The organism is Ancylobacter sp. G4_0304, from assembly GCF_047501495.1.
Lineage (GTDB): Bacteria > Pseudomonadota > Alphaproteobacteria > Rhizobiales > Xanthobacteraceae > Ancylobacter.
The window spans coordinates 12412-28431 of sequence record NZ_JAZDRM010000018.1 but is presented as its reverse complement, the minus strand read 5'-3'; the positions used below and the strand labels follow the sequence as shown (position 1 = coordinate 28431).

Annotated in this window: 17 protein-coding genes; 13 read left to right on the top strand and 4 right to left on the bottom strand. The window is 67.5% G+C overall.

What is annotated here, in order from left to right; all coding sequences use genetic code 11:
* Window positions 1–8: 8 nt before the first annotated feature.
* A complete protein-coding gene (locus VRZ77_RS11910) occupies window positions 9–350 on the top strand; it encodes a hypothetical protein (protein ID WP_414592873.1) in 342 nt (113 codons plus the stop codon).
* A gap of 5 nt (window positions 351–355) precedes the next feature.
* Here the strand turns inward: VRZ77_RS11910 and VRZ77_RS11905 are convergent, their stop codons facing one another.
* Window positions 356–1723, bottom strand: coding sequence for a sensor histidine kinase (locus VRZ77_RS11905; protein WP_414592872.1), 1368 nt, complete (start codon window positions 1721–1723; stop codon window positions 356–358).
* Entirely contained in the window at window positions 1713–2402 is a 690-nt protein-coding gene (locus VRZ77_RS11900) for a response regulator transcription factor (protein ID WP_414592871.1), read from the bottom strand. The genes VRZ77_RS11905 and VRZ77_RS11900 overlap by 11 nt, the downstream gene beginning before the upstream one ends.
* A gap of 276 nt (window positions 2403–2678) precedes the next feature.
* On the opposite strand from VRZ77_RS11900, the gene VRZ77_RS11895 reads away from it, so the two are divergent.
* From VRZ77_RS11895 to VRZ77_RS11875, 5 genes are all read left to right on the top strand, one after another.
* The gene (locus VRZ77_RS11895; protein ID WP_414592870.1) at window positions 2679–4301 is read left to right on the top strand and encodes an ABC-F family ATP-binding cassette domain-containing protein; all 1623 of its coding nucleotides are present in this window, start codon (window positions 2679–2681) and stop codon (window positions 4299–4301) included.
* 271 nt (window positions 4302–4572) lie between these two features.
* Entirely contained in the window at window positions 4573–5535 is a 963-nt protein-coding gene (locus VRZ77_RS11890) for an aminotransferase class IV (RefSeq protein WP_414592869.1), read from the top strand.
* Window positions 5536–5598: 63 nt separating this feature from the next.
* Window positions 5599–6639, top strand: coding sequence for an amino acid ABC transporter substrate-binding protein (locus VRZ77_RS11885; RefSeq protein WP_414592933.1), 1041 nt, complete (start codon window positions 5599–5601; stop codon window positions 6637–6639).
* 21 nt (window positions 6640–6660) lie between these two features.
* Window positions 6661–7797 (top strand): amino acid ABC transporter permease, encoded by a 1137-nt coding sequence (locus tag VRZ77_RS11880; RefSeq protein WP_414592868.1) that lies wholly within the window; start codon window positions 6661–6663, stop codon window positions 7795–7797.
* A 3-nt stretch (window positions 7798–7800) separates the two neighbouring features.
* Window positions 7801–8853, top strand: coding sequence for an amino acid ABC transporter permease (locus VRZ77_RS11875; protein WP_414592867.1), 1053 nt, complete (start codon window positions 7801–7803; stop codon window positions 8851–8853).
* A gap of 72 nt (window positions 8854–8925) precedes the next feature.
* Here VRZ77_RS11875 and VRZ77_RS11870 read toward each other — a convergent pair whose 3' ends face one another.
* Together VRZ77_RS11870 and VRZ77_RS11865 are read right to left on the bottom strand one after the other, a co-directional pair.
* Window positions 8926–10224 (bottom strand): aspartate aminotransferase family protein, encoded by a 1299-nt coding sequence (locus tag VRZ77_RS11870; RefSeq protein ID WP_414592866.1) that lies wholly within the window; start codon window positions 10222–10224, stop codon window positions 8926–8928.
* A gap of 31 nt (window positions 10225–10255) precedes the next feature.
* On the bottom strand, window positions 10256–10924 hold the full coding sequence (locus VRZ77_RS11865) for an RraA family protein (protein ID WP_414592865.1): 669 nt from the start codon (window positions 10922–10924) through the stop codon (window positions 10256–10258).
* 123 nt (window positions 10925–11047) lie between these two features.
* Between VRZ77_RS11865 and VRZ77_RS11860 the strand changes: the two genes are divergently transcribed.
* The 7 genes from VRZ77_RS11860 (at window position 11048) to VRZ77_RS11830 (ending at window position 16016) form a co-directional block, all read left to right on the top strand.
* A complete protein-coding gene (locus VRZ77_RS11860; protein ID WP_414592864.1) occupies window positions 11048–12064 on the top strand; it encodes a LacI family DNA-binding transcriptional regulator in 1017 nt (338 codons plus the stop codon).
* Window positions 12065–12169: 105 nt separating this feature from the next.
* Window positions 12170–12373 carry a DUF2892 domain-containing protein gene (locus VRZ77_RS11855; protein WP_414592863.1) on the top strand — a complete coding sequence of 68 codons (204 nt, stop codon included), beginning with the start codon at window positions 12170–12172 and terminating at the stop codon, window positions 12371–12373.
* Between the two features lie 61 nt (window positions 12374–12434).
* Window positions 12435–12782, top strand: a complete 348-nt coding sequence (locus tag VRZ77_RS11850) for an ArsR/SmtB family transcription factor (RefSeq protein ID WP_414592862.1) — start codon at window positions 12435–12437, stop codon at window positions 12780–12782.
* Complete coding sequence (locus tag VRZ77_RS11845; protein ID WP_414592861.1) at window positions 12779–13207, top strand: YeeE/YedE family protein; 429 nt, start codon at window positions 12779–12781, stop codon at window positions 13205–13207. The genes VRZ77_RS11850 and VRZ77_RS11845 overlap by 4 nt, the downstream gene beginning before the upstream one ends.
* 3 nt (window positions 13208–13210) lie before the next feature.
* Window positions 13211–13627, top strand: coding sequence for a DUF6691 family protein (locus VRZ77_RS11840; protein WP_414592860.1), 417 nt, complete (start codon window positions 13211–13213; stop codon window positions 13625–13627).
* A 156-nt stretch (window positions 13628–13783) separates the two neighbouring features.
* Window positions 13784–14386, top strand: a complete 603-nt coding sequence (locus VRZ77_RS11835) for a GbsR/MarR family transcriptional regulator (protein ID WP_241620806.1) — start codon at window positions 13784–13786, stop codon at window positions 14384–14386.
* Between the two features lie 52 nt (window positions 14387–14438).
* The gene (locus VRZ77_RS11830; protein WP_414592859.1) at window positions 14439–16016 is read left to right on the top strand and encodes a cytochrome ubiquinol oxidase subunit I; all 1578 of its coding nucleotides are present in this window, start codon (window positions 14439–14441) and stop codon (window positions 16014–16016) included.
* Window positions 16017–16020 lie beyond the last annotated feature (4 nt).

Sequence of the window (16020 nt, the reverse complement as noted above, 5' to 3'; positions counted from 1 at the left end):
GAGCGCCCATGCCCCAACTGACTCCCTCCCTTCACCTGTTGCGGCGGATCGGCGCGCTGATCGCGCCGGCCGTCCTTCCGGCGCCGCAGACCTCGCGCCTGCCGATGGGCAACGGCGCGATGAACGGACCACCCCTGCCCGACGCCGAGGGCTGGCTGCCTATTCGGTGCTTCGTGCCGGACCTCGATGCCTGCGGGTGCAGCGCGGATTACTGGATCCGCAACGGTGACGTGCAGCTTCTGGCCTTCTATTGCGACCGTGACTTCGACGGCATGCCCCCGGGCTGGTTCGACCGCTACGGCGACCCGGCGGGCTTCGAGCCGGACAGCTTCCGGCCGGCCGTGGACTGAGCCGCTCAGCGCTGGCCGGTGGGCAGGAACACGCGCACGCAGGTATGGCCGGCCTCGGCCACGAAGGCGACCTCCCCGCCATGATTGCGCGCTACCTGACGGACGATGGCGAGCCCGAGCCCGGTGCCGCTGGAGGCCGGGTTGCCCTTCCTGAACCGGGTGAATAGCGCGTCGTCGATCACCGCGGTGCCCTCGTCCTCGACCTCGACGATGAAGCCGTGCGCTGGCGCGTTCACCGCCCGTACCCGCACCGTGATCCGCCCGCGCCCGTGATGCAGCGCGTTCTCGATGAGGTTGCGGAACATGTCGCGCAGATCGTCGGGCTGCCCGCGCAGATGCGCTTCCGCGGGCTCGACGATATCGATGGCCCGGCCGGCCTGCTCGACCAAAGGCAGCACCATTGCCGCCGCCTCGCGGACGATGCGTGAGAGGTTGATCAGCGTGGTGCCGACGGGGCTGGCATCGTGCTCCGCGCTTTCCTTGCGGGCGAGGTCGAGAAGCTGGTTCACCAGCTTGTTGAGCGTCGCGATCTCACGTTCCAGCTGCGGCCAGTCCACCACGCCGGTCATCCGCGCCTGCTGGAGCCGCAGATTGAGCACGGCGAGCGGTGTGCGCAGCTCATGCGCGGCATCGGCGGTGAGCCGCTTCTCCACCGCATAGGCCCGGGCCAGCCGCTCCACCGCCCCGTTCGCGGCGTCGGCGAGCGGGCGTATCTCGTTCGGAAGTCCCTCGACCGCGATGCGCCCGGATTCATTGCCCGGCCCGATCGCCATCGCCTCCTCGGAAGCGCGTGCCACCGGGCGCAGGCTCCATTGGGTGATCTGCCAGATGATGAGCAGCGAGAGCAGGATGAACGGCACCAGCACGATGACGAAGGCTTCCAGCTCCTCCTCGATCACGGTGAAGGCCAGCGCGTCCTCGTCGGGCTTGGCGCGGCCGATCACCAGCGTGTCGCCCGCATTGATCCGTACCGAGAGCGCGGCGATCTGCCCGGGCTCGGCGTCGACGAAGCGCATCTCGCTATAGCCCCCGGAGGCCGGCGCCTCGACCGCCGGCAGCGGCATGGTGAGGTTGGGCGAGCGCAGCACCGGCCGGCCGGCCGCGTCAAACACTGTGTAGAACGACTTGGAATCGGCGCCCTCGTACAGGCGCGCGAGCGGGGGCGGCAGGTGGAAGGCGACCCGGCCATCGGGCGAGGCCGCCATGCCGGCGGTGAGCTCCCGCGCCTGGCTCTGCAGCGTGCGCTCGTCCAGCGCCGCGCCCACGGCATAGGCCTCGAAATAAAAATAGACCATCGCCCCGCCGAGGCCGAGCAGGAAGGTCAGCGACATCGCCGCCACCAGCCGGTAGCGCAGGCTGTAGCTACGCGTCACCCTCGCCTCCCGCGGCCAGCCGGTAGCCGATGCCGCGCACCGTGTTCACCACCACGCCGCATTTGGCGGCCGCGAGCTTCTTGCGCAGCCGCGACACCGCGGCCTCGATGGCGTTGGGCGTGACCTCGCGGTCGATGGAATAGAGCCGGTCTTCCAGCGCGTCCTTCACCACCACACGCCCGGCTGCGCGCAGCAGCTCTTCCAGCAGCGCCAGTTCACGGCGGGCGAACTCGACCGGCACGCCGTCGATGCGCACCTCGCGCGACAGCGTGTCGAAGGACAGGCCGCCGAACGAATGGGTGACCGCGCCGCGCTGGCCGGGACGGCGCAGCACCACGCGCAGCCGCGCCTCCAGCTCCACCAGCTCGAACGGCTTGACGATGTAGTCGTCGGCACCGGAATTGAGGCCGCTCAGCCGGCTCTCCAGGCTGTCGCGCGCGGTGACGATGAGCGCCGGCAGGCGGTCGGCGGTGCGGGCGCGGACCTGGCGCAGCACCTCCATGCCGTCAATGTCCGGCAGGCCGAGGTCCATCACCATGGCGTCATAGGCGGTGGTCGCCACCGCGGCGAGCGCCTCGTCGCCGGTGCCCACCGCGTCGACCACGAACCCGCTGCGGGTCAAGTGGTCGGCGATGATCTCGCGCATGGAGGGATGGTCTTCGAGCAGAAGGATCTTCATGGGACTGCCACAGGCCGGCAAAACGCGCCGCCGCCAATCTATCGCGGCCCGTGCCCGGCCGATAGCAAGGCCGCATGCTTTTCCACCCGCGACGCCCCGCCCCTTTCGCAACCGCGAAAAAGGCTCTAGAGCCTGATCCGACCAGATTGAATCAATCTGATCGGTGAATCAGTCTCTAATATACTCACAGAGAACGCGTTATCCGATCAGATTGTCTTTAATCTGATCGGCGCGTGCTCTATGTGCGCGGCACCATTGCCTTGAGGTTCCCCGCGCATGATCCGTCTCGACAATATCGGCAAGCAGAACGGCAAGCAGCTCGTTTTCATCGAGGCTTCCGCCGCCCTGCTCAAGGGCGAGAAGATCGGCCTCGTCGGCCCCAACGGCGCCGGCAAGACCACGCTGTTCCGGTTGATCACTGGCGAGGAAGCGCCCGACGAGGGGCAGGTTTCGACCGATCGCGGCATCACCATCGGCTATTTCAGCCAGGATGTCGGCGAGGCTTCGGGCCGCTCGGTGCTGGCCGAGGTGATGGACGGCGCCGGCCCGGTGAGCGCGATCGCCGCCGAGTTGCGCGAGCTGGAAGCCGCCATGGTCGATCCCGACCGCGCCGACGAGATGGACGCGGTCATCGAGCGTTATGGCGAGGTGCAGGCCCGCTTCGAGGAACTGGACGGCTATTCGCTGGAGGGCCGCGCCTCCGAGGTGCTGGCCGGCCTCGGCTTCTCTCAGGAGATGATCGAGGGCGATGTCGGCAAGCTCTCGGGCGGCTGGAAGATGCGCGTCGCGCTCGCCCGCATCCTGCTGATGCGCCCGGACGTGATGCTGCTCGACGAGCCATCCAACCATCTCGACCTCGAAAGCCTGATCTGGCTGGAGAGCTTCCTCAAGGGCTATGACGGCGCGCTGATGATGACCTCGCACGACCGCGAGTTCATGAACCGCATCGTCAACAAGATCATCGAGATCGATGCCGGCGCGCTGACCTCCTATTCCGGCGATTACGAATTTTACGCCCAGCAGCGCGCGCTAACCGACAAGCAGCAGCAGGCGCAGTTCGAGCGCCAGCAGGCGATGCTCGCCAAGGAGATCGCCTTCATCGAGCGCTTCAAGGCGCGCGCCTCTCATGCTGCGCAGGTGCAGAGCCGGGTGAAAAAGCTCGACAAGATCGAGCGCGTCGAGCCGCCGCGCCGCCGCCAGACCGTGGCGTTCGAGTTCCAGCCCGCCCCGCGCTCCGGCGAGGACGTGGTGAGCATCAAGAACCTGCATAAGAGCTATGGCGCACGCACCATCTATGACGGGTTCGATTTCCATGTCCGTCGCCGCGAGCGCTGGTGCATCATGGGCGTCAACGGCGCCGGCAAGTCGACCCTGCTCAAGCTGGTGGCGGGCGCCGCCGAACCTGACACCGGCACGGTGGCGGTGGGCGGCAGCGTGAAGATGGCCTATTTCGCCCAGCACGCCATGGAAGTGCTCGACGGCGAGCGCACCGTGTTCGAATCGCTGGAGGATGCCTTTCCGCAGGCGGCGCAGGGGTCGCTGCGCGCGCTGGCCGGCGCCTTCGGCTTTTCCGGCGACGACGTAGAGAAGCGCTGCCGCGTGCTGTCCGGCGGCGAGAAGGCCCGCCTCGTCATGGCGAAAATGCTGTTCGACCCGCCGAACTTCCTGGTGCTCGATGAGCCGACCAACCATCTCGACATGGCGACCAAGGAAATGCTGATCGCCGCGCTGGCGAGCTTCGAGGGCACGATGCTGTTCGTCAGCCATGACCGGCACTTCCTCGCCGCGCTGTCGAACCGGGTGCTGGAAGTCACGCCCGAGGGCATCCACCAATATGGCGGCGGCTACACTGAATATGTCGCCCGCACCGGCCGCGAGGCGCCCGGCCTGCGGAGCTGATCCGCCCGCCCGACACCGCCCCATTTTGGTGAACGACCGACCCCGCGACCCGTCCAATCGACGGGTCGCGCCGAGGGGTCGCGCGCCGTCTTTTTGCGCGTCGGCCTGCCTTTAGAAAGGCAGAGCTCGCCAAGTCGCGCCTGCGCGCCTTTTACCCATGCCTACAAAACGAGCGGAATCCGTGTTGACGCCCAATCGGGGCGAAACTATCATGATTAAACGTTTAATTTATCACGTTGCTGTCGCCTGTTCACCCGCCGTGGAGACTTCGATGTCAGCCGACGCCGCCCTGAGCGCACCGCCCGCCGATGCCCCCGCTCCTGCCCGGTGGCCGGCCGGCGCTGCCTACATGGACGGGGCCTACATGCCGGTCTCCGAGGCGCGCATTCCGGTCACCGACTGGGGCTTTCGGCGCTCGGACGTGACCTATGACGTGGTGAGCGTGTGGGACGGCAGCTTCTTCCGCCTCGACGACCATCTGCGCCGCTTCCGTGCCTCGATGGAGTCGATGCGCCTCAAGCCGAAGGAGAGCGACGACGACATCCGCGCGATCCTGCACCGCCTCGTCGCGCTGTCCGGCCTGAAGAACGCCTATGTCGCCATGGACTGCCTGCGCGGGCGCCCGCAGCCGGGGATGAAGTATCACCCGGTCAATGCCCGCAACTATCTGAGCGCCTATGCCATTCCCTTCGTGTGGCTGATGGCGCCGGAGATCGTGGACCGCGGCGCGCACATGATCGTCGCCTCGACCCCGCGCATCCCGCAGTCCAGCGTCGACGCCCGCGCCAAGAACTTTCACTGGGCGGACATGACCGCCGGCCTGTTCGAGGCGCACGACCAAGGCGCGGACAACCCGATCCTGCTCGACCATGACGGCAACGTCACCGAGGGGCCGGGCTTCAACGTGTTCTGCGTCACCGATGGCGTGGTCTCAACGCCAGCGACCAACGTGCTCGAAGGCATTACCCGCCTGTCGGTCATCGACCTGTGCGCCGAGCTGGGCATTCCCTGCGAAATCCGCCCCGTTCCGCTCAGCGAGCTGCGCGACGCTGACGAGGTGTTCCTCTCCACCACGGCCGGCGGCGTCGTTGGCGTCACCCGGCTCGACGGCCGCATTCTTGGCAATGACCGCCCCGGGGCGGTCAGCCAGCGCCTGCGCGAGACCTACTGGGCCAAGCGCAAGGCCGGATGGCACGCCGAGCCGGTGAATTACGACCTTCCCTCTGAAGTCTGACCCCCTCCCGTTTCCCGCTTCACCCCCAAAGGATTGGCCATGCGTGAACGTGCCCGTGACGTGATGAAGAGGCTTGCGCTGTGCGCGGGCGTGACGGCGGTCCTCGCCGTGACCACCGCCGGCGCGATGGCGCAGAGCTCCCTGCCCGCCCCCGGCCCGACGGTCGAGGCGATCAAGAAGCGCGGCGAGCTGATCTGCGGCGTCGATGCCGGCATTCCCGGCTTCGCGTTCCAGGACTCCGCCGGCAAGTGGAAGGGCTTCGACGTCGCCTATTGCCGCGCCATCGCCGCCGCCGTGCTCGGCGATCCGGAAAAGGTGAAATATGTCGGCCTGACCGCCAAGGTGCGCTTCACCGTGCTGCAGGCCGGCGAGATCGACGTGCTGATCCGCGACAGCACGCTCACCTTCTCCCGCGACGTCCAGCTCGGCCTCACCGAGGTCGCGATCAATTTCTACGCCGGCCAGGGCTTCATGGTGCGCAAGAGCCTCGGCGTGAAGGAAGCGAGCGAGCTCAATGGCGCCACGCTGTGCATGGTCACCGGCGCGACGCTGGAACTCAACATCGCCGACTATGCCCGCGCCAAGGGCGTGACCATCAACTCGCTGCTGTTCGAGAAGACCGAGGAAGCCTTCGCCGCCGCCGAGGCTGGCCGCTGCGACGGCTACACCGACGACACCGGCTCGCTCGCCGCCGCCCGCTCCACCATGAAGATGCCGGACGACTGGGTGATCCTGCCGACCGTCATCTCCAAGGAGCCGCTCGGCATCCACGTCCGTGACGGCGACGAGCGCTGGCGCGACATCACCTTCTGGGTCGACGCGGCCCTCAAGGAGGCCGAGGAGTCCGGCGTGACCAAGGCCAATGCCGACGAGATGAAGACCAGCTCGAAGAACCCCTTCGTGATGCGCCTGCTCGGCACGGAAGGCGATTTCGGCAAGCTGCTCGGCCTCGACCCGGAATGGGCGCTGCGCGCGATCAAGGCCGACGGCAATTACGGCGAGCTCTACGACACCTATTTCGGACCCAAGGCCCTCGGCCTGCCGCGCGGCCTCAATAATCTCTGGAACAATGGCGGCCTGCACTACCCGCTGCCGTTCCGTTGATCGGGCCGGACGCGTTACGCCATGAAGGACAGCAGCTCCGGGCTCTGGCCAATGAAGTCCTCGCACGCCCTGCTCTGGCAGGGCGTGCTGCTCCTGGCCACCGGGCTGCTGGCCCTCTGGTTTGGCGGCAATGCCGCCGAACATCTCGCCCGTCGCGGCATGAGCCTCGATTTCGGCTTTCTCGGGCAGACCGCGGGCTTTGACATCCCGTTCCACATCCTGCCCTTCGCCTCCACCGACACCTATCTCAAGGCGCTCGGCATCGCCTTCCTGAACACGGTCCTGGTGGCGGTGCTCGGCATCCTCGCCGCCTCCGCTCTCGGCCTGACGCTCGGCATCATGCGGCTCTCGACCAACTGGCTGGTGCGCAACACCGCCGGCGTCGTCGTCGAAGTGGTGCGCAACACCCCGCAGCTGCTGCAGATCGTGTTCTGGTATGTCGGCGTGCTTCAGGTGCTGCCACAGGCGCGCCAGAGCCTCTCGCTCGCCGATACCGTCTTCCTCAACATTCGCGGGCTGTTCGTGCCCGCCCCGCTCGCCTCGCCCGCGACGCTCCCGCTGCTCGCCGCCTTCGTGCTCGCCCTCGTCGCGGTGCCGCTGATCCGCCTCCGCCTGCCGGGCGCGCGCGGGCGCAGCGGGGTGCTGTGGCTGGTGCCGCTCGCGCTCCTCGTCGCGCTCATCGCGACGCTGGATGGCTGGAGCGTGCCGAAGCTGCAGGGCTTCAATTTCTCCGGCGGCGTCACCCTGCCGCCCGAGCTGGTGGCGCTGTGGGCCGGCCTCACGCTCTATACCGCCGCCTTCATCGCCGAGATCGTGCGTGCCTCGATCGCCGGCGTCGGCAAGGGGCAGACCGAGGCGGCCCGCAGCCTCGGGCTGAAACCCTGGCTGACGCTGCGCCTCGTGGTGCTGCCGCAGGCGCTGCGGGTGATGATCCCGCAGGTGACCAGCCAGTACCTGAACCTGATCAAAAGCTCCTCGCTGGGCGCCGCCATCGCCTATCCGGAGATCGTGCAGATCTTTGCCGGCACGGTGCTGAACCAGTCGGGCCGCGCCATCGAGGTCATGGTCATCGTGATGCTGGTGTTCCTCGCCGTGAATCTCGCCGCCTCCGCCGCGCTGGAGCGGGTGAACGCCGCCACCGCGCTTAAGGAGCGCTGAGCCATGACCGCACGCCTGCGCAACTGGATTCACGCGAACCTGTTCAATTCGCGGCTGAACGGCTTCCTCACCGTGGCGATGCTGGCGGTGCTCGCCCTCGCCTTGCCGCCCCTGCTGCGCTGGGCCTTCCTCGACGCGGTCTATGCCGGGTCGGACCGCTCGGTATGCGGGGCCGGCGCGTGCTGGGCGTTCATCGATGCCCGGTTCGACCAGTTCTTCTATGGCCGCTACGCCCCGGCCGAGCGCTGGCGCATCAATCTCGCGGCGCTGGTGCTGGCGGTGTTCGCCGCCGGGGCGATGTGGCCGCGCAATCCCTGGCGCACCCACTGCGTCGTCATGCTGGTCACGCTCTGCCCGCTGATCGCCGGCGTACTGCTGGTGGGCGGCGTGTTCGGCCTGCCATTGGTGCCGACCGACCAATGGGGCGGGCTGACGCTGAACGTCGTGCTCACCTATGCCACCACCGCGATTGCCTTGCCGCTCGGCGTGCTACTGGCGCTGGGGCGCCGCTCGCGCCTGCCGGTGGTGCGCTGGCTGTCGATCGGCTTCATCGAGATCTGGCGCGGCGTGCCGCTGCTCACCGTGCTGTTCATGGCAACGGTGATGCTGCCGATGTTCCTACCCGACGGGCTCACGCTCGACCGGCTGGTGCGCGCCGTGCTCGGCCTCTCGCTGTTCGTCGCCGCCTATATGGCGGAGGTAGTGCGCGCCGGGCTTCAGGGCATCTCCAAGGGCCAGTACGAGGCCGCCGCCGGGCTCGGGCTCGGCTATTGGGGCGCACACCGGCTGATCATCCTGCCGCAGGCGTTCCGGCTGATCGTGCCGGGCATCGTCAACACGGTGATCGACCTGTTCAAGGACACAACGCTGGTCTCGATCATCGGCCTGTTCGACATTCTCGGCATCGTCGGACAGTCCACCAAGGACCCGGCCTGGCTCGGCCTCGGGCGTGAGGGCTATGTGTTCGCGGCCTTCGTGTTCTTCGTGTGCTGCTTCTCACTCTCGCTCTACAGCCAGAGCCTGGAGCGCAAGATCGCCCGCTCCGCCGGCCACTGACCGGCGCCCCCAAAGCAGAAGGGCCGGAGCGGGGATGCCCGCTCCGGCCCTTGTCGTTTGAATGGCGGTCTCTCAGGAGATGGCGGCCAGGGCGCCCTTCACCGCGTCGAGCGTGGCGTCGATCGCCGCGTCGTCGTGATCGGCGCACAGGAACCACGCGCCGCGCTCGGTGGTGCGCACGCCGCGCTCCAGAAGCGCGGTGGTGAACTTGACGTACAGCGCGCGGTCGAACTCGGCCATGCCGCGATAGTTGAGCGGCTGCTCCTCCATGCCGAGACCGACATAGAAAATCTGCGGGAAGCCTTTCACCCAGACCGGGAACCCCGCCGCGCGGCAGGCCGCCTCGATGCCCTGCATCAGCCGGGTGCCGCGCGCAGTCATCCCCTCATAGAAGCCGGGCGCCTGCAGCAGCTTGAGCGTCGCCACCGTCGCCGCCATGGCAACCGGCTGGGCGTTGTAGGTGCCGCCATGCACCACCTTGCCGCCGGCCAGCAGGTCCATGATCTCGGCCTTGCCGGCGAGCGCGGCCACCGGGAAGCCGTTGGCGACCGCCTTGGCGAAGGTCGCAAGGTCCGGCGTGACGCCGAAATACTGCTGCGCCCCGCCCGGCGCGACGCGGAAGCCGGTGATCACCTCGTCGAAGATGAGAAGCGTGCCGGTCTGCGTACACGCCTCCCGCACCGCCTCCAGATAGCCCTTCACCGGCAGCAACGCGCCGGTGTTGCACATGGAGGCTTCCATGATCACCGCCGCCACGTCGCCGCGCCGGATGCGGGCCAGCAGGAATTCCGGCCGGTTCCACGCCTGCACTTCAAGATGCTCGCCGGCCGAGAGGTCCTGCCCGAGGCTGCCGGGCACCGCGATCGGGCCCTGTTCGGGGCCGGCGGCGTCCACCGGGGGCGAGACGCTCCACAGCACGCTGTCCATCCAGCCGTGATAATGACCCTCGAACTTGATGACGGTGCTGCGCCCGGTCGCGGCGCGGGCAAGGCGCAGGGCGAGTTGCACCGCCTCGGTGCCCGAGACCGCGAAGCGCACCCGCTCGGCGCAGGGCACCATTTCGCAGATCAGTCGCGCCGCCTCGAACTCCAGCTCGGTCTGGCCGCTATAGAGCACGCCGAGTTCGAGCTGCGCCTTGACCGCCGCGATGACCTCCGGCGGGCGGTGGCCGATGATGATCGGGCCGAGGCCCATGTAATAGTCGATGATCCTGTTGCCATCGACGTCGTAGAGATACGGCCCTTCCGCCTTCTCGAACACCAGCGGCGTCGGCGAGACCCCGAGCCGGGCGAAGCTGTTCACCCCGCCGGGCATGTATTGCTTGGCCTCGGCGATCAGCGCCCGCGAGCGCTCGAACGAATAATGCGGCATGAAAACATCCCCTGGCGATGGAAGCGGCGTCTCAGAGCACGCCGTATTTCGCGTAGACATCCGCGAGCTTCAGCCCCTCTTCGAGGTGCTGGCGGGTCTGGTTCTCGCCATTGATCTTGGCGAGCGCGGCCGTGATCACCTCGGGGGCGATCTCGGCGGGGATCACCACCACGCCGTCAATGTCGCCGAACACCAGGTCCCCGGGGTGGACCAGCACGCCGGCGCAGGCGACCGGAACGTCCTTGGCCATCATCTTGCCGCGCCCCTTGGAATCCAGCGGGCCGATGCCGCCATGGAACACCGGGAAGCCCATCTTGCGGATGTGCCGGACATCGCGCACCAGCCCGTCGGTCACGCAGCCTGCCGCCCCGCGGATGCGCGCGGCGGTCGACAGCAATTCGCCCCAGGGCGCGATCCGCTCGGTCGGCCCGTCGCAGCCGAACACCGCCACGTCGTCGGGGCCGAGATCGTCGACCAGCGCGATTTCGATGTCGTAAGGATTCTCGCCTTCGCCGACCGCGTAGACGTTCATGTAGAGCCCGGTGCGCGCGCGCCCGAACATCACGGCCTCCTCGTCGAGGGGACGGATGAACGGGCGCATCGCCTGCTCGCGCCGGCCGAAATCGTCCAGCACATCGGACAGGACGCTGGAATATAATACCGTCTTGAGATGAGCGAAATCGATGTCGGACACAGGCATCAGCACGTTTTCCAGTGGCGGGGATCAGCGGAAACAAAAAAGATTAAACGTTTAATCACGCTAGGCTTGTTTCCCGGACCCGTCAAGCGGCTAAATAGGGCTGCCGATCAACCGGGAGTCGCCATGCCGTCTCGTCCCACGCTTCACACCGTTGCCGCCGCGGCGGAGGTTTCCATCGCCACGGTGTCGAAAGTGGTGAACGGCATTACCTCCGGCGTGTCGGAGGCGACGCGGTTGCGGGTCGAGGAGGCCATCCAGTCGCTCGGCTACCGACCGAACCGGCTTGGGCGTGGCCTGCGCACCCAGCGCCATTCCGCCATCGGCATGGCGATCGTCGACCCCTCGCCCACCTTCCTCGCCGATCCGTTCAGCACCAATCTGGTCGCCGGCCTCGCCAATGTGCTGAGCACCCACGGTTTCGGCCTGCTGATCCAGGGCGTGAAGCCGGGCCAGCTGGCGCAATCGCTGCTGGTGAAGCGCAGCGAGGTCGACGGGCTGTGCATGCTGACCTGCGGCACGCCGCGCGAGCGGCGCGAGGTGGTGCGCCTGCTCTCCAGCCTCGGCCAGCCGCTGGTGGCGTTTCAGGAAGCGCCGTCGCCGGATGCGCCCGACACCTGCTTCGTGCGCCAGGACGACCGCAGCGGCGGCGTCGCGCTCGGCCGCCGCATCCTCGAACGCGGGGCGCGGCGCGTCAGCCTGTTCATCGCGGACCTGCCCTGGCCGGCGGTGGAGGAGCGCATCTTCGGCCTGCGCTCCGTGCTCGCGCCAGCGGGCGTGATGCTCAACATCACGACCTGCGACGACAGCCGCATCGACGACATCACCCGCGCGGTGGCCGCCCATATCGACCGCGAGGGCCTGCCGGACGCGCTGGTCGGGCAGAACGACCAGATCGCCCTCGCGGCGATGAAGCTGCTGAAATCGCGCGGGCTCATCATCCCGCACGAGATCAAGCTATACGGCTTCAATGGTTTCGCCTTCAGCGCCTTCGCCGACCCCAGCCTCACCACGATCCGCTCGCCGGCCTATGAGCTGGGCGTGGCGGGGGGGCAATTGCTTCTGGAACGACTGGATGCCGGCCGGTTCTCGATCACGGAGCGCACGCTGCCGGTCACCTTCGTTCCCGGCGAATCCGGCTGACGTCTAGGTATTTTTACTTGCATTAAAACGATTGCAATTTTTTGCAATTATTATATCCCTGAGCGCGGCAGGAACGGACCTGTCGTCGGTTTCGGGGGCTCCGCCATGACCCGCAATGTTGGAAATCTCGACCGCGCGCTGCGCGTTGTGATCGGCCTCGCGCTGCTGTCGCTGCTCTTCCTGCTGGACGGCAACCTGCGCTGGCTCGGGCTGATCGGGCTGGTGCCGTTGCTCACCGCCTTCCTCGGCACCTGCCCGCTCTACTCGCTGGTCGGCCTCTCCACCTGCCCGCTCGCGCCGCGCAAGTGACACGCACGCACATGAGCGGACCCGTCTTCCGGTAAGCTGCGGGCGAACCGGGATGGATTCGATGACCGACACGCTCGCCAGCGAAATCGTACAGATGAAGGCACAGGTCGGCGAGGCCTCGGCCTTCCTGAAGACGCTGGCCAACCCCGACCGGCTGCTGGTGACCTGCGCGCTGGTGGCCGGCGAGCGCTCGGTGCGCGAGCTGGAAGATGCGCTCGGCATCCGCCAGCCGGGGCTGTCGCAGCAGCTCGCCGGGCTGCGCGAGGCCGGGCTGATCACCGGGCGCAAGGAGGGCAAGCAGGTGTTCTACCGGCTGGCCGATCCGCGCGTCGAAACCTTCATCACCACCATGCATGCGCTGTTCTGCGCGCCGGATGGCCCCGCGGGCGCAGACGGGAGCCCGCCGTGACGAGCTTCACCCCCCTCGCCTCCCTCATCGGCGGCATGCTGATCGGCCTCTCCGCCGTTCTCCTGATGCTGCTCGAAGGGCGCATCGCCGGCATCAGCGGCATCGCCAGCCGGCTGCTGCCGCCTTATCGCGACGCCGGCTTCGCCGGGCGCCTCGCCTTCATCGCCGGCCTCGTCGCCGCGCCCTTCGTGGTGGCGGCGGCGACCGGGACGCCGGTCGTGCAGACGGTCTCGGCGAACCCGGTGCTGATGGCCGCAGCCGGCCTGCTGGTCGGTTTCGGCTCGGTGTGGGGATCGGGCTGCACCTCGGGCCATGGCGTGTGCGGGCTGGCGCGCCTGTCGCCGCGCTCCGCCGTCGCTACCGCCGTGTTTATGGCGACGGGCTTCGCCACGGTCTTCGTCACGCGTCATGTGCTGGGGATCTGAACCATGAGCGTCCTCGTCAATCTCGGCCTCGGCCTGCTGTTCGGTATCGGCCTCGTGGTGTCGGGCATGAGCGACCCCGCCAAGGTGCTGAATTTCCTCGACCTGTTCGGCACGTTCGATCCCTCGCTCGCCTTCGTCATGGGCGGCGCGGTGCTGGTCGCCTTCATCGGCTTCCGGCTGGCGCTGCGCCGAGAGGCGCCGCTGATGGCGCCGCGCTTCCAGATTCCGACGCGCCGCGACATTGATGCACGGCTCATCGTCGGCCCGGCGCTGTTCGGCATCGGCTGGGGGCTCGGCGGCTTCTGCCCCGGCCCGGCCTTCACCGCTCTCGGGCTCGGCGCGGCGGGAACGCTGGTCTTCGTGCCCGCTATGCTCGCCGGCATGTGGAGCGCACGCCACCTCGCCGAACGGACGGGCTGAGCCGGCCCGTCCCCGACCGCCGATCACAAACCGCGGAACGCTCCTCCATAGGATTGGACTCCCATCGAGAATAGGTTACATCACGATCAGTCATTTCAGTAATTTCTGAAATTACAGAATCAACAGCATCCTGTTGCCCGATCCGGAGCTTGTGCCGTGAACCTGCCGCCACTCATCCAGTCCTTCGTCCTGCATTTCGGGGAAATGGGTAGCCGCTGGGGCATCAACCGCACGGTCGGCCAGATCTACGCCCTGCTCTATGTCTCGCCCGAGCCGCTCTGCGCCGACGAGATCGTCGAGGCGCTCGGCATTTCCCGCTCCAACGTCTCCATGAGCCTGCGCGAATTGCAGACCTGGAACCTCGTCGTGCTCAAGCACCTGCCGAACGACCGGCGCGACTTCTTCACCACGCCGGACGATGTGTGGCAGATCCTGCGCACGCTGGCCGAGGAGCGCAAGAAGCGCGAGGTCGACCCCACGCTGTCGGTGCTGCGCGAAATCCTGATGCAGCAGCCCGGCAGCGACACCGAGCGTTTCGCCCAGACCCGGATGGCGGAGATGCACGGCCTGATCGAGCAGCTCACCAACTGGTACGAGGACGTGAAGAAGCTTGAGACCGAGCGCCTCGCCAATCTGCTGAGCCTCGGCTCCAAGATCACCCGCCTGCTGGAAACCAAGGACCGCATCGTCTCGCTCGGCCGCCGCAAGGCCCCCGCGCGCGCCGCCTCGCGGCCGGAGGGCGGGGAAGACGGCGGCTGACGCGCCCGCCTCCCCGCGCGCCTTCGGATCACCGGAAACACCGGAACGCATCATGGAACTCGACGTCGTCGACCTCTCGCGCCTGCAATTTGCAATGACGGCGCTCTACCATTTCCTGTTCGTGCCGCTCACGCTCGGCCTCTCCGTGCTGCTGGCGGTGATGGAGACGGTCTATGTCATGACCGGGCGCCGCATCTGGCGGCAGATGACCAAGTTCTGGGGCACGCTGTTCGGCATCAATTTCGTGCTCGGCGTGTCCACCGGCCTCGTCATGGAATTCCAGTTCGGCATGAACTGGAGCTATTACAGCCATTATGTCGGCGACATCTTCGGGGCCCCGCTCGCCATTGAAGGGCTGATGGCGTTCTTCCTGGAGGCGACCTTCGTCGGCCTGTTCTTCTTCGGCTGGGACAAGCTCTCCAAGGTCGGCCACCTCATCGCCACCTGGGCGGTGGCACTGGGCTCGAACTTCTCGGCGCTGTGGATCCTCATCGCCAATGGCTGGATGCAGAACCCGATCGGCTCGGCCTTCAACCCTCAGACCATGCGCATGGAGATCACCGATTTCTTCGCCGTGGTCACCAATCCGGTGGCGCAGGCCAAGTTCGTGCACACCGTCTCCGCCGGCTATGTCACCGCCTCGATCTTCGTTCTGGGCGTCTCGGCCTGGTATCTGCTCAAGGGCCGGCATGTCGAGATCGCCAAGCGCTCGATGACGGTCGCCGCCTCCTTCGGCCTCGCCGCCTCGCTCTCCGTGGTCGTGCTGGGCGACGAGAGCGGCTACCTCACCACCGAGCACCAGAAGATGAAGCTCGCCGCCATCGAGGCGATGTGGGAGACCGAGCCGGCGCCGGCGGCGTTCACCGTGTTCGGCCTGCCGAGCCAGCAGGACCGCGAGACCCATTACGCGGTGCAGATTCCCTGGGCGCTCGGCCTCATCGCCACCCGCTCGCTCGACACCGTGGTGCCCGGCATCACCGAACTGGTCGGGCAGGCGGAGAAGCGCATCGAGAGCGGGCTCATCGCCTTCGACGCGCTGCAGAAGATCCGCGCGGCGGGCTCCAGCACCAACATTCCCGCCGAGGTCAAGCAGGCCTTCGAGGATCACGGCGCCGATCTCGGCTACGCCCTGCTGCTCAAGCGCCATGTCGACGACCCGCGCAACGCCACGCCAGAACAGATCGCGGCGGCGGCGTGGGATACGGTGCCCCATGTGCCGACGCTGTTCTGGTCGTTCCGCATCATGGTCGGGCTCGGCATGTTCTTCATCGCGCTGACCGCGACCTTCTTCTACCTCTCCGCCCGGCGCACGCTGGACCGCTACCGCCCGCTGCTCTGGGTCGCGGTGCTGGCGATCCCGCTGCCATGGCTCGCGGCGGAGCTGGGCTGGATCGTCGCGGAATTCGGCCGCCAGCCCTGGATCATCGAGGGCGTGCTGCCCACCGCCGCGGCGGTCTCCAGCCTCGGCGCCGGCACGGTGCTGATGACCATCATCGGCTTCGCCGCGCTCTACACCGTGCTGATCGTGATCGAGATGGCACTGATGCTGCGCGCTATCCGCAAGGGCCCGGAACCGGACGACGCGCCGGATGCGGCACTGATCCCCGAAAACCTTGTCGCCGCGGAGTGAGACG

Excerpts from the sequence above, each read along its gene's own strand:
- VRZ77_RS11900 (WP_414592871.1), bottom strand. The coding sequence starts at position 2,402 with ATGAAGATCCTTCTGCTCGAAGACCATCCCTCCATGCGCGAGATCATC.
- VRZ77_RS11890 (WP_414592869.1), top strand. The coding sequence starts at position 4,573 with ATGTCAGCCGACGCCGCCCTGAGCGCACCGCCCGCCGATGCCCCCGCT.
- VRZ77_RS11855 (WP_414592863.1), top strand. The coding sequence starts at position 12,170 with ATGACCCGCAATGTTGGAAATCTCGACCGCGCGCTGCGCGTTGTGATC.
- VRZ77_RS11860 (WP_414592864.1), top strand. The coding sequence starts at position 11,048 with ATGCCGTCTCGTCCCACGCTTCACACCGTTGCCGCCGCGGCGGAGGTT.
- VRZ77_RS11895 (WP_414592870.1), top strand. The coding sequence starts at position 2,679 with ATGATCCGTCTCGACAATATCGGCAAGCAGAACGGCAAGCAGCTCGTT.
- VRZ77_RS11880 (WP_414592868.1), top strand. The coding sequence starts at position 6,661 with ATGAAGGACAGCAGCTCCGGGCTCTGGCCAATGAAGTCCTCGCACGCC.
- VRZ77_RS11875 (WP_414592867.1), top strand. The coding sequence starts at position 7,801 with ATGACCGCACGCCTGCGCAACTGGATTCACGCGAACCTGTTCAATTCG.
- VRZ77_RS11870 (WP_414592866.1), bottom strand. The coding sequence starts at position 10,224 with ATGCCGCATTATTCGTTCGAGCGCTCGCGGGCGCTGATCGCCGAGGCC.
- VRZ77_RS11850 (WP_414592862.1), top strand. The coding sequence starts at position 12,435 with ATGACCGACACGCTCGCCAGCGAAATCGTACAGATGAAGGCACAGGTC.
- VRZ77_RS11830 (WP_414592859.1), top strand. The coding sequence starts at position 14,439 with ATGGAACTCGACGTCGTCGACCTCTCGCGCCTGCAATTTGCAATGACG.
- VRZ77_RS11865 (WP_414592865.1), bottom strand. The coding sequence starts at position 10,924 with ATGCCTGTGTCCGACATCGATTTCGCTCATCTCAAGACGGTATTATAT.
- VRZ77_RS11885 (WP_414592933.1), top strand. The coding sequence starts at position 5,599 with ATGAAGAGGCTTGCGCTGTGCGCGGGCGTGACGGCGGTCCTCGCCGTG.
- VRZ77_RS11910 (WP_414592873.1), top strand. The coding sequence starts at position 9 with ATGCCCCAACTGACTCCCTCCCTTCACCTGTTGCGGCGGATCGGCGCG.
- VRZ77_RS11840 (WP_414592860.1), top strand. The coding sequence starts at position 13,211 with ATGAGCGTCCTCGTCAATCTCGGCCTCGGCCTGCTGTTCGGTATCGGC.